The organism is Cupriavidus alkaliphilus, from assembly GCF_900094595.1.
Lineage (GTDB): Bacteria > Pseudomonadota > Gammaproteobacteria > Burkholderiales > Burkholderiaceae > Cupriavidus > Cupriavidus alkaliphilus.
Genome location: NZ_FMAD01000017.1, coordinates 106,339 through 121,176, shown reverse-complemented (window position 1 = coordinate 121,176; position 14,838 = coordinate 106,339). Strand labels below are relative to the sequence as shown.

General features: G+C 63.0%; 10 protein-coding genes, 4 tRNA genes and 1 rRNA gene. 14 read left to right on the top strand and 1 reads right to left on the bottom strand.

Annotated elements, in window-relative coordinates; all coding sequences use genetic code 11:
* The 12 genes from rrf to rplL form a co-directional block, all read left to right on the top strand.
* Positions 1-88, top strand: a 5S ribosomal RNA gene (gene rrf, locus GA0116996_RS28635); the annotation flags it as partial.
* A gap of 293 nt (positions 89-381) precedes the next feature.
* Positions 382-467: transfer RNA gene (locus GA0116996_RS26525), tRNA-Tyr, on the top strand.
* Between the two features lie 51 nt (positions 468-518).
* Positions 519-592: transfer RNA gene (locus GA0116996_RS26520), tRNA-Gly, on the top strand.
* 39 nt (positions 593-631) lie between these two features.
* Positions 632-706, top strand: a tRNA-Thr gene (locus tag GA0116996_RS26515).
* Between the two features lie 45 nt (positions 707-751).
* Complete coding sequence (tuf, locus tag GA0116996_RS26510) at positions 752-1,942, top strand: elongation factor Tu (RefSeq protein WP_092317633.1); 1,191 nt, start codon at positions 752-754, stop codon at positions 1,940-1,942.
* A gap of 83 nt (positions 1,943-2,025) precedes the next feature.
* Positions 2,026-2,101: transfer RNA gene (locus tag GA0116996_RS26505), tRNA-Trp, on the top strand.
* Positions 2,102-2,160: 59 nt separating this feature from the next.
* Complete coding sequence (gene secE / locus GA0116996_RS26500; RefSeq protein ID WP_012354155.1) at positions 2,161-2,541, top strand: preprotein translocase subunit SecE; 381 nt, start codon at positions 2,161-2,163, stop codon at positions 2,539-2,541.
* 10 nt (positions 2,542-2,551) lie between these two features.
* Positions 2,552-3,133 carry a transcription termination/antitermination protein NusG gene (gene nusG / locus GA0116996_RS26495; RefSeq protein ID WP_092317651.1) on the top strand — a complete coding sequence of 194 codons (582 nt, stop codon included), beginning with the start codon at positions 2,552-2,554 and terminating at the stop codon, positions 3,131-3,133.
* A 162-nt stretch (positions 3,134-3,295) separates the two neighbouring features.
* The gene (gene rplK, locus GA0116996_RS26490) at positions 3,296-3,727 is read left to right on the top strand and encodes a 50S ribosomal protein L11 (protein WP_010810467.1); all 432 of its coding nucleotides are present in this window, start codon (positions 3,296-3,298) and stop codon (positions 3,725-3,727) included.
* Complete coding sequence (rplA, locus tag GA0116996_RS26485; RefSeq protein ID WP_012354153.1) at positions 3,728-4,423, top strand: 50S ribosomal protein L1; 696 nt, start codon at positions 3,728-3,730, stop codon at positions 4,421-4,423. It begins immediately after the preceding gene.
* A gap of 408 nt (positions 4,424-4,831) precedes the next feature.
* Positions 4,832-5,353 carry a 50S ribosomal protein L10 gene (rplJ, locus tag GA0116996_RS26480; protein WP_092317648.1) on the top strand — a complete coding sequence of 174 codons (522 nt, stop codon included), beginning with the start codon at positions 4,832-4,834 and terminating at the stop codon, positions 5,351-5,353.
* A gap of 69 nt (positions 5,354-5,422) precedes the next feature.
* Positions 5,423-5,797: a 50S ribosomal protein L7/L12 gene (rplL, locus tag GA0116996_RS26475; RefSeq protein ID WP_012354151.1), complete on the top strand. Its 375-nt coding sequence runs from the start codon at positions 5,423-5,425 to the stop codon at positions 5,795-5,797.
* 185 nt (positions 5,798-5,982) lie between these two features.
* Here the strand turns inward: rplL and GA0116996_RS28335 are convergent, their stop codons facing one another.
* The gene (locus tag GA0116996_RS28335) at positions 5,983-6,345 is read right to left on the bottom strand and encodes a hypothetical protein (protein ID WP_165835220.1); all 363 of its coding nucleotides are present in this window, start codon (positions 6,343-6,345) and stop codon (positions 5,983-5,985) included.
* Here GA0116996_RS28335 and rpoB point away from each other — a divergent pair.
* Both rpoB and rpoC read left to right on the top strand, forming a co-directional pair.
* Positions 6,226-10,332 carry a DNA-directed RNA polymerase subunit beta gene (rpoB, locus tag GA0116996_RS26470; RefSeq protein WP_092317645.1) on the top strand — a complete coding sequence of 1,369 codons (4,107 nt, stop codon included), beginning with the start codon at positions 6,226-6,228 and terminating at the stop codon, positions 10,330-10,332. The genes GA0116996_RS28335 and rpoB overlap by 120 nt on opposite strands.
* Before the next feature lie 114 nt (positions 10,333-10,446).
* On the top strand, positions 10,447-14,688 hold the full coding sequence (rpoC, locus tag GA0116996_RS26465; protein ID WP_092317642.1) for a DNA-directed RNA polymerase subunit beta': 4,242 nt from the start codon (positions 10,447-10,449) through the stop codon (positions 14,686-14,688).
* Positions 14,689-14,838: the final 150 nt, after the last annotated feature.

Here is a 14,838-nt window from a genome sequence, read left to right as displayed (position 1 = left end):
CACCCCTTCCCATCCCGAACAGGACCGTGAAACAGCTCCGCGCCGATGATAGTGCGGATTCCCGTGTGAAAGTAGGTCATCGCCAGGCTCTTATCCTGCAAAACCCCTCGACAGCGTGTGCTGCGAGGGGTTTTTGCTTTTCCGTCGTCCGTTCGAAACGGCGCTGAGCAGCTCCGCCTGGCCGCTCCAGAGCCGCCAGGAGCCGCTCTACGAAGCCCCTATAGGGTGAGAACGCAGAAATCTAAACTGCGCTTGTGGGAGCGGTCAGGCAGCGCCAGACGCCACGCCGGAACGCCCTCCAGATTCCTTGGCAGCACAGCATCCGCAACGGAAAGTGCTTGACAGGAGCGGCGAGGAAGCCCATAATCGATAGTTCTCTGCGGAGAGGTGCCCGAGTGGCTAAAGGGGGCAGACTGTAAATCTGTTGGCTTACGCCTACGCTGGTTCGAATCCAGCCCTCTCCACCAGAATGCAAGGCAGCAGCCGGCAATGCCGGTGAAGAAGCAGGAAAGACCCAGGCGGGTGTAGCTCAATGGTAGAGCAGAAGCCTTCCAAGCTTACGACGAGGGTTCGATTCCCTTCACCCGCTCCAGTCGCGCGGTTGCTGTCATAAAGTAGTACGTCTAGTTTCGCCCATGTGGCTCAGTGGTAGAGCACTCCCTTGGTAAGGGAGAGGTCGGCAGTTCGATCCTGCCCATGGGCACCAAATACCACGCACTGGCAATATCGCTACCGAGACAGGAGTCGCGAAATGGCAAAGGAAAAGTTCGAGCGGACCAAGCCGCACGTGAACGTTGGTACGATTGGTCACGTTGACCATGGCAAGACCACGCTGACCGCAGCGATCGCCACGGTGCTGGCAGCGAAGTTCGGTGGTGCGGCCAAGAAGTACGACGAAATCGACGCAGCGCCGGAAGAAAAGGCCCGCGGTATTACCATCAATACCGCCCACGTCGAATACGAGACGGCCAACCGCCACTACGCGCACGTTGACTGCCCGGGCCACGCCGACTACGTGAAGAACATGATCACGGGTGCCGCCCAGATGGACGGCGCGATCCTGGTGTGCTCGGCCGCTGACGGCCCGATGCCGCAGACCCGCGAGCACATCCTGCTGGCCCGCCAGGTCGGCGTGCCGTACATCATCGTGTTCCTGAACAAGTGCGACATGGTGGACGACGCCGAACTGCTCGAGCTGGTCGAGATGGAAGTGCGCGAGCTGCTGTCGAAGTACGAGTTCCCCGGCGACGACACCCCGATCATCAAGGGTTCGGCCAAGCTGGCACTGGAAGGCGACAAGGGCGACCTGGGCGAAGAAGCCATCATGCGCCTGGCCGACGCGCTGGACACCTACATCCCGACGCCGGAGCGTGCCGTTGACGGTACCTTCCTGATGCCGGTGGAAGACGTGTTCTCGATCTCGGGTCGCGGCACCGTGGTGACCGGCCGTATCGAGCGCGGCGTGATCAAGGTCGGCGAGGAAATCGAAATCGTCGGTATCAAGCCGACCGTGAAGACCACCTGCACCGGCGTGGAAATGTTCCGCAAGCTGCTGGACCAGGGCCAGGCTGGCGACAACGTCGGTCTGCTGCTGCGCGGCACCAAGCGTGAAGACGTCGAGCGCGGCCAGGTGCTGTGCAAGCCGGGTTCGATCAAGCCGCACACCCACTTCACCGGCGAGGTGTACATCCTGTCGAAGGACGAAGGCGGCCGTCACACCCCGTTCTTCAACAACTACCGCCCGCAGTTCTACTTCCGTACCACCGACGTGACTGGCTCGATCGAGCTGCCGGCGGACAAGGAAATGGTCATGCCGGGTGACAACGTGTCGATCACCGTCAAGCTGATCGCCCCGATCGCCATGGAAGAAGGCCTGCGCTTCGCTATCCGCGAAGGTGGCCGTACCGTCGGCGCCGGCGTCGTGGCAAAGATCCTCGACTAAGCTGTTCGATAGCGAATGCGGCACCAACCGGCCGCATTCGTTGCCAGAGGGGTTGGCGCAAGCGTCGACCCCGAAGTTGTTTTAGGGGTATAGCTCAACTGGCAGAGCGTCGGTCTCCAAAACCGAAGGTTGGGGGTTCGATTCCCTCTGCCCCTGCCAAATCAATCAGCCGCGTCGCGAGGAACAATCGTGACGCGGCTTAGTCTCGTTTGCGAAACATGGCCAATCCCAATGTTGAAACCGTGAATGCCAGCAGCGGCAAGTGGATGCTTGGCGTCGCGGTGCTGCTGGTGGTGGCGGGCGTCATCGGTTTCTATGCACTGGCACAGCAACCGTCTTATGTACGTGGCGCCGCACTGTTCGGTGGTATTGCACTGGGTATCGTGGTTGCGCTGGTGTCGGCACCGGGCAAGGACTTTATCGGGTTCGCCAAGGAATCGTATCGGGAAGTTCGCAAGGTCGTCTGGCCGACGCGCAAGGAAGCCGGGCAGATGACGGGACTGGTCTTTGTCTTCGTCGTCGTCATGGCCTTGTTCCTGTGGTCGGCGGACAAGCTCATCGAGTGGGTCGTGTTCTCGCTCGTGCTGGGCTGGAAATAAGAGGTAGCACATGACGGATAACGCCCAGCAGGAAACCACCGCGCAAGAATCGCCTTCGTCGAAGAAGCGCTGGTATGTGGTGCATGCCTACTCCGGCATGGAGAAAAGCGTGCAACGCGCGCTGCAGGAGCGCATCGAGCGCGCCGAGATGCAGGACAAGTTTGGCCGCATCCTGGTGCCGTCCGAAGAAGTCGTGGAAATCAAGGGTGGCCACAAGTCGGTCACCGAGCGTCGTTTCTTCCCCGGCTACGTGCTGGTGGAAATGGAAATGACCGACGAGACCTGGCACCTGGTGAAGAACACCAGCAAGGTTACCGGTTTCGTGGGCGGCGCCCGCAATCGCCCGAGTCCGATTTCGCAGCGCGAAGTCGACAAGATCATGACCCAGATGCAGGAAGGGGTCGAGAAGCCGCGTCCCAAGACGCTGTTCGAAGTGGGCGAAATGGTGCGCGTCAAGGACGGCCCGTTCACCGACTTCAACGGCAACGTGGAAGAGGTCAACTACGAGAAGTCGCGCCTGCGCGTCTCGGTCACCATCTTCGGACGTGCCACGCCGGTCGAGCTCGAGTTCGGCCAGGTCGAGAAGGTTTAAGGAATTTGCCGGTCGTCGGCCGAAAGGCAGGCAACCGGCAACGGCAGTGCCCCAGGGCGCTGCCAAAGAGGAGCGTGAGGCCGTGCCATCGGTGCGGCGACAGCGCGTTACGACTCAACAGGATCGTCTTCCCCGTGTGGAGCGGTCCGGATTGGAGTAGAAATGGCCAAGAAGATCATTGGCTTTATCAAGCTGCAGATTCCGGCTGGTAAGGCAAATCCCTCCCCGCCCGTTGGTCCCGCACTGGGTCAGCGTGGTCTGAACATCATGGAGTTCTGCAAGGCGTTCAACGCCCAGACCCAGGGTATGGAACCCGGTCTGCCGGTGCCGGTGGTGATTACCGCCTTCGCCGACAAGAGCTTCACCTTCGTGATGAAGTCGCCGCCGGCGACCGTGCTGATCAAGAAGGCAGCCGGCATCACCAAGGGTTCGCCGAAGCCGCACACCGACAAGGTTGGCAAGATCACCCGCGCCCAGGCTGAAGAAATCGCCAAGGCCAAGAACGCTGACCTGACCGCCGCCGACCTGGACGCCGCCGTGCGTACCATCGCCGGTTCGGCTCGTTCGATGGGCATCACCGTGGAGGGTCTGTAAATGGCTAAGGTTTCCAAGCGCGTCGCCGCCAACAAGGCGAAGATCGAGCGTACCAAGTTCTACCCGATCGACGAGGCCCTGGGCCTGGTGAAGGGCTGCGCCTCGGCGAAGTTCGACGAGTCGATCGACGTGGCCGTGCAACTGGGCATCGACGCCAAGAAGTCGGACCAGGTGGTGCGTGGTTCTGTGGTGCTGCCTGCCGGTACCGGCAAGTCGGTGCGCGTGGCCGTGTTCGCCCAGGGCGACAAGGCCGAGGCCGCCAAGGCCGCCGGTGCCGACATCGTCGGCATGGAAGACCTGGCTGAGCAAGTCAAGGCCGGCAACCTGAACTTCGACGTCGTGATCGCCTCGCCGGACACGATGCGTATCGTCGGTACGCTGGGCCAGATCCTGGGCCCGCGCGGCCTGATGCCGAACCCGAAGGTCGGTACCGTGACCCCCGACGTGGCCCAGGCCGTGAAGAACGCCAAGGCCGGTCAGGTCCAGTTCCGTGTCGACAAGGCCGGTATCATCCACGCCACCATCGGCCGCCGTTCGTTCGAAGACGCCGCGCTGAAGAGCAACCTGGCCGCGCTGCTGGACGCGCTGGTCAAGGCCAAGCCGGCCACCAGCAAGGGCGTGTACCTGCGCAAGGTCGCGGTCTCGTCGACCATGGGCGTTGGCGTGCGTGTCGACCAGGCTACGCTGGCTGCCTGAGCTGACGGCAAATTGCTGCCCGGCACCCGATAACACCGGTCGGCAAGAAGAATTGAAGACCCTGGCCAATGGCGAGGGTCGTCTCCGGACCGCAAGGAATGGAGCATGGCTTTGGGCAGTGGTGCCCGCCTGATGCGCAAGTATCGGCAGGCACCGCTGGTTATCAAAGACCGCTGGTGTCCTTGTCCGCGGCAGTGTTGCGGAAAGGGCTTAATCGGTCGGAACGTGCGCGAAGGCTTCCAAGCCTGAGCGACGTCTTCCGGCCAGCCAGCGCAGATGGCGCACCCGAAGGGATTGATGAAGCCGGGCCTCGACCCGGATGATTCGGGCCAATCGGACGCCGTTCGTTTGTGCTGACGTGAAGGCTCCGGTATTGCCGGAGACCCAGCGTCATTTTGGAGCTTAACCGTGCCACTCAATATTGAAGATAAGAAGGCCGTCGTTGCTGAGGTCTCGGCGCAAGTCGCCAAGGCCCAGACCATCGTCGTCGCCGAATATCGCGGCATTGCGGTTGGCGATCTGACCAAGCTGCGTGCTGCCGCTCGCCAGCAAGGCGTGTACCTGCGTGTTCTGAAGAACACGCTGGCCCGCCGTGCCGTCGAAGGTACGCCGTTTGCAGGCCTCGCAGAGCAGATGACCGGTCCGCTGATCTACGGTATTTCCGAAGATGCAGTGGCCTCGGCCAAGGTTCTGAACGACTTCGCCAAGACCAACGACAAGCTGGTCCTGCGCGCCGGGTCGTATGACGGCAAGGTTCTCGACGCTGCCGCCGTGAAGGCGCTGGCCTCGATCCCGAGCCGCGACGAACTGATTGCTCAGCTGCTGGGCGTGATGCAGGCACCGGTGTCGGGCTTCGCCCGTCTGCTGGCTGCTCTGGCCGCCAAGAAGGCAGAAGGCGCTCCCGCGGAAGCGGAAGCCGCCGGCGCCTAAGGCAATCCAGGCCGCGCATCGAAAGATCGCATTACCGATACCGAATCAAATCTAGTAGGAGTATTTCAAATGGCAATCACCAAAGACGACATCCTGGAAGCCGTTGGCGCGATGTCCGTGATGGAACTGAACGACCTGGTCAAGGCGTTCGAAGAGAAGTTTGGCGTGTCGGCCGCTGCCATGGCCGTGGCAGCTGCTCCGGGCGCTGCCGGTGCTGCTGCTGCCGAAGAGCAGACCGAATTCAACGTGATCCTGGCCGAAGTCGGCGCCAACAAGGTCGGCGTGATTAAGGCTGTTCGCGAAATCACCGGCCTGGGCCTGAAGGAAGCCAAGGACCTGGTCGATGGCGCACCGAAGCCCGTCAAGGAAGGCGTGGACAAGGCCGCTGCTGCCGAAGCCAAGAAGAAGCTGGAAGACGCCGGCGCCAAGGTCGACGTCAAGTAATGCTGTACTCGCGTGCCCTTGCGGCACGCGAATGGGGCTGGCAAAGGGAAATTCCCGGCGCCAGCCTTTTTGCGCTTGTGCGATTGTGTTTTAGTCTCCACTCCGCACAGCGATAACGCAGTAAAAGTGATGTTTGCGATTCGCGGCGAAGATCGATTTGCCGGCGATTCAGCAGAGGCCAAACATCAGTGGCACACTAAGTGGTTGCTGCTGATGTTTGTCTTCTGAACCGACTGCAGAAGACAAGTTTGGTCGGGTGTCCCCCGGGCGAGTACAGGCGTTGCGCTGAAGCGACGACCACACCGCCCGCAGCGTGCGGACACCGTCAGCCAGAGGTTGGTAGCGGCCAACCGCCAAATCCCCTCCCAGTCGCTGAACACCTCAGGTCCGGCCAGGTCCAGCCAGCCCTGCGATGATTCGGAGATCCCATGGCGTACAGCTTCACCGAAAAGAAGCGCATTCGCAAAAGCTTTGCGAAGCGCGCGACGGTACATCAGGTTCCATTCCTGCTTGCCACCCAGATTGAATCCTACACCCAGTTCTTGCAAGCGGATACGCCACCCGCACGTCGCAAGACCGAAGGCCTCCAGGCCGCTTTCAACGCAATTTTCCCGATCTCCTCGCATAACGGGCTCGCCCGTATGGAGTTCGTCTCGTATCACCTGTCCAACCCGCCGTTCGACGTCAAGGAATGCCAGCAGCGTGGCCTGACGTTCCATTCGGCGCTGCGCGCCAAGGTTCGCCTGATCATCAACGATCGCGAGAACCCGGGCAAGGTCAAGGAAGTGAAGGAGCAGGAAGTCTACATGGGCGAGATCCCGCTCATGACTTCCACGGGGTCGTTCGTCATCAACGGCACCGAGCGTGTCATCGTCTCGCAGCTGCACCGCTCGCCGGGCGTGTTCTTCGAGCACGACAAGGGCAAGACCCACAGCTCGGGCAAGCTGCTGTTCTCGGCACGCATCATCCCTTACCGCGGCTCGTGGCTGGACTTCGAATTCGATCCGAAGGATATCCTGTACTTCCGCGTCGACCGCCGCCGCAAGATGCCGGTGACGATCCTGCTGAAGTCGATCGGCCTGACCCCGGAACAGATCCTGGCGCACTTCTTCGTGTTCGACAACTTCACGCTGCAGTCGGAAGGCGCGCAGCTGGAGTTCGTGCCCGAGCGCCTGCGCGGTGAAGTCGCGCGCTTCGACATCGCCGACAAGAACGGCCGCGTGGTGGTCGAGAAGGACAAGCGGATCAACGCCAAGCACATCCGTGACCTGGACTCGGCCGGCACCAAGCTGATCAGCGTGCCGGAAGACTACCTGCTGGGCCGCGTGCTGGCCAAGAACATCATCGACCCGGATACCGGCGAGGTGATCGCCAACGCCAACGACGAGCTGACCGAAGCGCTGCTGGAAAACCTGCGCGAAGCCGGCGTCAAGCAGATCCAGACCCTGTACACCAACGACCTGGACCAGGGCCCGTACATGTCGCAGACCCTGCGCGTGGACGAGACCGCCGACCAGACCGCCGCGCGTATCGCGATCTACCGCATGATGCGCCCGGGCGAGCCGCCGACCGAAGAAGCCGTGGAAGCGCTGTTCCAGCGCCTGTTCTACAGCGAAGAGTCGTACGACCTGTCGCGCGTGGGCCGCATGAAGGTCAACAGCCGCCTGGGCCGCCCCAGCGGTGAAGGCGCCATGGTGCTGCAGGACGAGGACATCCTCGAGACCATCAAGATCCTGGTCAACCTGCGCAACGGCAAGGGCGAGGTCGATGACATCGACCACCTGGGCAACCGTCGCGTGCGTTGCGTCGGCGAGCTGGCCGAGAACCAGTTCCGCGCCGGCCTGTCGCGCGTGGAGCGTGCTGTCAAGGAACGTCTGGGCCAGGCCGAGACCGAGAACCTGATGCCGCACGACCTGATCAACTCGAAGCCGATCTCGTCGGCGATCCGCGAGTTCTTCGGTTCGTCGCAGCTGTCGCAGTTCATGGACCAGACCAACCCGCTGTCCGAGATCACGCACAAGCGCCGCGTCTCCGCACTGGGCCCGGGCGGCCTGACGCGCGAGCGCGCCGGCTTTGAAGTCCGCGACGTGCACCCGACCCACTATGGCCGCGTGTGCCCGATCGAAACGCCGGAAGGTCCGAACATTGGTCTGATCAACTCGCTGGCACTGTATGCGCGCCTGAACGAGTACGGCTTCCTGGAAACCCCGTACCGCAAGGTCGAGAACAGCAAGCTGACCGACCAGGTCGACTACCTGTCGGCGATCGAGGAAGGCAAGTACGTGGTGGCGCAGGCCAACGCGACCGTCGACGCCGATGGCAACCTGACTGACGAACTGGTGTCGGCGCGTGAAGGCTCCGAGCGTGAAACCCGTATGGTGACGCCGGACCGCGTGCAGTACATCGACGTGGCGCCGTCGCAGATCGTGTCGGCCGCTGCCTCGCTGGTGCCGTTCCTGGAACACGATGACGCGAACCGTGCACTGATGGGCGCGAACATGCAGCGTCAGGCCGTGCCCTGCCTGCGTCCGGACAAGCCGCTGGTCGGTACCGGCATCGAGCGCACCGTCGCGGTCGACTCGGGTACCGCCGTGCAGGCCATGCGTGGCGGCCTGGTCGACTATGTCGATGCAATGCGTATCGTGATCCGCGTGAACGACGACGAAGCCGTGGCCGGTGAAGTCGGCGTGGACATCTACAACCTGATCAAGTACACGCGCTCGAACCAGAACACCAACATCAACCAGCGTCCGATGGTCAAGGTGGGCGACCACGTGGCCCGCGGCGACGTCATCGCCGACGGCGCCTCGACCGACCTGGGCGAGCTGGCCCTGGGCCAGAACATGCTGGTGGCGTTCATGCCGTGGAACGGCTACAACTTCGAGGATTCGATCCTGATCTCGGAGCGTGTGGTGGCCGAAGACCGCTATACCTCGATCCACATCGAGGAACTGTCGGTCGTCGCCCGCGACACCAAGCTGGGACCGGAGGAAATCACGCGCGATATCTCGAACCTGGCCGAAGCCCAGCTGGCTCGCCTGGACGAGTCGGGCATCACCTACATCGGTGCCGAGGTCGAAGCCGGCGACGTGCTGGTGGGCAAGGTCACGCCCAAGGGCGAGACCCAGCTGACGCCGGAAGAGAAGCTGCTGCGCGCGATCTTCGGCGAGAAGGCATCGGACGTGAAGGACACCTCGCTGCGCGTGCCGTCGGGCATGAGCGGCATCGTGATCGACGTCCAGGTCTTCACCCGCGAAGGCGTGACGCGCGACAAGCGCGCCCAGTCGATCATCGACGATGAACTGAAGCGCTACCGCCTGGACCTGAACGACCAGCTGCGTATCGTGGAAGGCGACGCGTTCCAGCGTCTCGAGCGCCTGCTGGTCGACAAGACCGTCAACGGCGGTCCGAAGAAGCTGGCCAAGGGTGCCAAGATCACCAAGGAATACCTGGCGGACATCGACAAGTACCACTGGTTCGACATCCGTCCGGCCGACGAGGAACTGGCTGCCCAGCTGGAAGCCGTCAAGGAAGCCATCGAGCAGAAGCGCCACGAGTTCGACCTGGCCTTCGAAGAGAAGCGCAAGAAGCTGACGCAGGGCGACGAGCTGCCGCCGGGCGTGATCAAGATGGTCAAGGTCTACCTGGCCGTCAAGCGCCGCCTGCAGCCTGGCGACAAGATGGCAGGCCGTCACGGTAACAAGGGTGTGGTGTCGAAGATCGTGCCGATCGAAGACATGCCGTACATGGCGGACGGTACCCCGGCCGACATCGTGCTGAACCCGCTGGGCGTGCCGTCGCGGATGAACGTGGGCCAGATCCTGGAAACCCACCTGGGCTGGGCCGCGCGCGGCCTGGGCCAGCGCATCGGCGACATGCTCAAGGCGCAGGCCAAGGCGCAGGAACTGCGCACGCTGCTCTCGCAGATCTACAACGAGAGCGGCAAGCCGGAAGACCTGGACAGCCTGTCGGATGCCGAAGTGCTGGAACTGGCCAACAACCTGAAGAAGGGCGTGCCGTTTGCGACCCCGGTGTTCGACGGTGCCCACGAGGACGAAATCCGCCGCATGCTGGATCTGGCCTACCCGGACGACGTTGCCCGCGAAAAGGGCCTGACGGCTTCCAAGCAGCAGGTCACCCTGCACGACGGCCGCACCGGCGAAGCGTTCGAGCGTCCGGTCACGCTGGGTGTGATGCACATGCTGAAGCTGCATCACCTGGTCGACGACAAGATGCACGCGCGTTCCACCGGCCCGTACTCGCTGGTGACGCAGCAACCGCTGGGCGGCAAGGCCCAGTTCGGTGGCCAGCGTTTCGGTGAGATGGAAGTGTGGGCACTGGAAGCCTACGGCGCGTCGTACGTGCTGCAGGAAATGCTGACGGTCAAGTCCGATGACGTGAACGGCCGTACCAAGGTGTACGAGAACATCGTCAAGGGCGAGCACTCGATCGACGCCGGCATGCCGGAATCGTTCAACGTGCTGGTGAAGGAAATCCGCTCGCTGGGTATCGACATCGACCTCGATCGCTACTGATCGAGCCGATGCGGGTGCCGGCTGCGGCCGGCACCCACCAGTGCAGGATTTCCCACAGAATGAATGCCGCCGATCCGGACAGACTCCGGGACGGTGGCGAAACAAGGAGTTGCAATGAAAGCATTGCTCGATCTCTTTAAGCAGGTACAGCAGGAAGAGCAGTTCGACGCGATCAAGATCGGCCTGGCCTCGCCCGAAAAGATCCGTTCGTGGTCGTACGGCGAAGTGAAGAAGCCGGAAACGATCAACTACCGTACGTTCAAGCCGGAACGCGACGGCCTGTTCTGCGCCAAGATCTTTGGCCCGATCAAGGACTACGAGTGCCTGTGCGGGAAGTACAAGCGCCTGAAGCACCGTGGCGTGATCTGCGAGAAGTGCGGCGTTGAAGTGACGCTGGCCAAGGTGCGCCGCGAGCGCATGGGCCACATCGAACTGGCCGCGCCGACCGCGCACATCTGGTTCCTGAAGTCGCTGCCGTCGCGCCTGGGCATGGTCCTGGACATGACGCTGCGCGACATCGAGCGCGTGCTGTACTTTGAAGCATTCGTGGTGATCGAACCCGGCATGACCCCGCTCAAGAAGAGCCAGATCATGTCCGAAGACGACTACCTGGCGAAGTGCGACGAGTACGGCGAGGGCGAGTTCGTCGCCATGATGGGTGCCGAGGGCATCCGTGAACTGCTGCGCGGCATCGACATCGAGAAGCAGATCGAACAGATCCGCGCCGAGCTGCAGGCCACCGGCTCCGAAGCCAAGATCAAGAAGTTTGCCAAGCGCCTGAAGGTGCTCGAGGCCTTCCAGCGTTCGGGCATCAAGCCCGAGTGGATGATCCTCGAGGTGCTGCCGGTGCTGCCGCCCGAGCTGCGCCCGCTGGTGCCGCTGGACGGCGGCCGCTTCGCGACCTCGGACCTGAACGATCTGTACCGCCGCGTCATCAACCGTAACAACCGCCTGAAGCGCCTGCTGGAGCTGAAGGCGCCTGAGATCATCGTGCGCAACGAAAAGCGCATGCTGCAGGAAGCGGTTGACTCGCTGCTGGACAACGGCCGTCGCGGCAAGGCGATGACCGGCGCCAACAAGCGTCCGCTGAAGTCCCTGGCCGAAATGATCAAGGGCAAGGGCGGTCGTTTCCGTCAGAACCTGCTGGGCAAGCGCGTCGACTACTCGGGCCGTTCGGTCATCGTGGTGGGCCCGACGCTCAAGCTGCACCAGTGCGGCCTGCCCAAGCTGATGGCGCTCGAGCTGTTCAAGCCGTTCATCTTCCACAAGCTGGAAACGATGGGCATCGCCACCACCATCAAGGCGGCGAAGAAGGAAGTCGAAAGCCAGACCCCGGTGGTGTGGGACATCCTCGAAGAGGTGATCCGCGAGCACCCGGTGATGCTGAACCGTGCGCCGACGCTGCACCGCCTGGGCATCCAGGCGTTCGAGCCGGTGCTGATCGAAGGCAAGGCCATCCAGCTGCACCCGCTGGTCTGCGCGGCATTCAACGCCGACTTCGACGGTGACCAGATGGCTGTTCACGTGCCGCTGTCGCTGGAAGCGCAGATGGAAGCCCGCACCCTGATGCTGGCCTCCAACAACGTGCTGTTCCCGGCCAACGGCGACCCGTCGATCGTGCCGTCGCAGGACGTGGTGCTGGGCCTGTACTACACCACCCGCGACAAGATCAACGGCCGCGGCGAGGGCATGACCTTCGCCGACATCAGCGAAGTGATCCGCGCGTACGAGAACAAGGAAGTCGAACTGGCTTCGCGCGTGAACGTGCGTATCACCGAGTATGAGCTGGTCGACAAGGACGCCGAGGGCGACGCCCGTTTCGCGCCCAAGATCACGCTGCAGGCCACCACGGTCGGCCGCGCGATCCTGTCCGAGATCCTGCCGAAGGGCCTGCCGTTCTCGGTGCTGAACAAGCCGCTGAAGAAGAAGGAAATCTCGCGCCTGATCAACACGGCGTTCCGCCGCTGCGGCCTGCGCGAGACCGTGATCTTCGCCGACAAGCTGCTGCAGTCGGGCTTCCGCCTGGCGACTCGCGCCGGTATCTCGATCGCGATCGACGACATGCTGGTGCCGCCGGCCAAGGAAAAGATCATCGCCGAGGCCTCGGCCAAGGTGAAGGAATACGACAAGCAGTACATGTCGGGTCTGGTGACCGACCAGGAGCGCTACAACAACGTCGTGGACATCTGGGGCGCCGCCGGCGACCAGGTGGGCAAGGCGATGATGGAGCAGCTGCAGCACGAGGACGTGGTCGACCGCGAAGGCAAGACCGTGAAGCAAGAGTCGTTCAACTCCATCTACATGATGGCCGACTCGGGCGCACGGGGTTCCGCCGCGCAGATCCGCCAGCTGGCCGGCATGCGTGGCCTGATGGCCAAGCCGGATGGCTCGATCATTGAAACGCCGATTACGGCGAACTTCCGTGAAGGCCTGAACGTTCTGCAGTACTTCATCTCGACCCACGGCGCCCGTAAGGGCCTGGCCGATACGGCACTGAAGACCGCGAACTCGGGTTACCTGACCCGTCGTCTGGTCGACGTGACGCAGGATCTGGTGGTGGTCGAAGACGATTGCGGCACCTCCAACGGCGTGGCCATGAAGGCCCTGGTCGAAGGCGGTGAAGTGATCGAAGCCCTGCGCGACCGTATCCTCGGACGCGTGACCGTGGCCGACGTGGTCAACCCGGAAACCCAGGAAACCGCGATCGAGTCCGGCACGCTGCTGGACGAAGACCTGGTCGAGCTGATCGACAACATCGGCGTGGACGAAGTCAAGGTCCGCACCCCGCTGTCGTGCGACACGCGCTACGGCCTGTGCGCCAAGTGCTACGGCCGCGACCTGGGCCGCGGCGTGCTGGTGAACTCGGGCGAAGCGGTGGGCGTGATTGCCGCGCAGTCGATCGGTGAGCCGGGCACGCAGCTGACCATGCGTACGTTCCACATCGGTGGTGCGGCATCGCGTGCGGCAGTGGCCTCCAGCGTGGAAGCGAAGGCGACCGGTACGGTGCGCTTCACCGCGACCATGCGCTATGTGACCAACGCCAAGGGCGAGCTGATCGTGATCTCGCGTTCGGGCGAGGCACTGATCACCGACGACCATGGCCGCGAGCGCGAGCGCCACAAGATCCCGTACGGCGCCACGCTGCTGGTGCAGGACGGCCAGTCGATCAAGGCCGGCACGCAACTGGCCACCTGGGACGCGCTGACGCGTCCGATCGTTTCGGAGTACTCGGGCACGATCAAGTTCGAGAACGTCGAAGAGGGCGTGACCGTCGCCAAGCAGATGGACGAAGTGACGGGCCTGTCGACCCTGGTGGTGATCGACGCCAAGCGCCGCACGGCCGCAACCAAGGGCATCCGCCCGCAGGTGAAGCTGCTCGACGCCAACGGCCAGGAGGTGAAGATCCCGGGCACGGACCACTCCGTGACCATCGGCTTCCAGGTCGGCGCGCTGATTACCGTGAAGGACGGCCAGCAGGTGCACGTGGGTGAAGTGCTCGCGCGTATCCCGACCGAATCGCAGAAGACCCGCGACATTACCGGTGGTCTGCCGCGTGTGGCCGAGCTGTTCGAAGCGCGTTCGCCGAAGGACGCCGCCGTGCTGGCGGAAGTCACCGGCACGACCTCGTTCGGCAAGGACACCAAGGGCAAGCAGCGCCTGGTCATCACCGACCTGGACGGCAATGCCCACGAGTTCCTGATCGCGAAGGAAAAGCAGGTGCTGGTGCACGACGGCCAGGTGGTGAACAAGGGCGAAATGATCGTGGAAGGTCCGGCGGACCCGCACGACATCCTGCGCCTGAAGGGCATCGAAGAGCTGGCGCACTACATCGTCGACGAAGTCCAGGACGTGTACCGTCTGCAGGGCGTGAAGATCAACGACAAGCACATCGAGGTGATCGTTCGCCAGATGCTGCGCCGTGTTCAGATCGTCGATGTGGGCGACACCAAGTTCATCCCGGGTGAACAGGTGGAGCGTTCGGAACTGCTCGACGAGAACGACCGCGTGATTGCCGAAGGCAAGCGTCCGGCGACCTACGAGAACCTGCTGCTGGGTATTACCAAGGCGTCGCTGTCGACCGACAGCTTCATCTCGGCGGCATCGTTCCAGGAAACCACGCGCGTGCTGACCGAAGCCGCGATCATGGGCAAGACCGACGACCTGCGTGGCCTGAAGGAAAACGTGATCGTCGGCCGTCTGATCCCGGCCGGTACCGGCCTGGCCTACCACCGCGCCCGCAAGGCGCGCGAGGCCTCCGAGCGCGAACGCGCCCAGGCGATCGCCGAAGAAGAGCAGTCGCTCTTCATCGAGCCGCCGGTGGTGCAGGCGACCGAGGGCGAAGGCGACAACGCCTAATCCCGTTGCAGTGATTACCGCCGCAAGGCGGACCAAAGCCCGGCTGATCCAGCCGGGCTTTTTTTTGTCCGCGCGCGGCGCGGCCTTTCGTGAGAAACATCGGAGAGTTTGCCGCGCAGGCGCGGCGGCCGGTCCCCTTAGTGGTAAGGT

Excerpts from the sequence above, each read along its gene's own strand:
- nusG (WP_092317651.1), top strand. The coding sequence starts at position 2,552 with ATGACGGATAACGCCCAGCAGGAAACCACCGCGCAAGAATCGCCTTCG.
- rplL (WP_012354151.1), top strand. The coding sequence starts at position 5,423 with ATGGCAATCACCAAAGACGACATCCTGGAAGCCGTTGGCGCGATGTCC.
- secE (WP_012354155.1), top strand. The coding sequence starts at position 2,161 with ATGGCCAATCCCAATGTTGAAACCGTGAATGCCAGCAGCGGCAAGTGG.
- rpoC (WP_092317642.1), top strand. The coding sequence starts at position 10,447 with ATGAAAGCATTGCTCGATCTCTTTAAGCAGGTACAGCAGGAAGAGCAG.
- rpoB (WP_092317645.1), top strand. The coding sequence starts at position 6,226 with ATGGCGTACAGCTTCACCGAAAAGAAGCGCATTCGCAAAAGCTTTGCG.
- tuf (WP_092317633.1), top strand. The coding sequence starts at position 752 with ATGGCAAAGGAAAAGTTCGAGCGGACCAAGCCGCACGTGAACGTTGGT.
- rplK (WP_010810467.1), top strand. The coding sequence starts at position 3,296 with ATGGCCAAGAAGATCATTGGCTTTATCAAGCTGCAGATTCCGGCTGGT.
- rplA (WP_012354153.1), top strand. The coding sequence starts at position 3,728 with ATGGCTAAGGTTTCCAAGCGCGTCGCCGCCAACAAGGCGAAGATCGAG.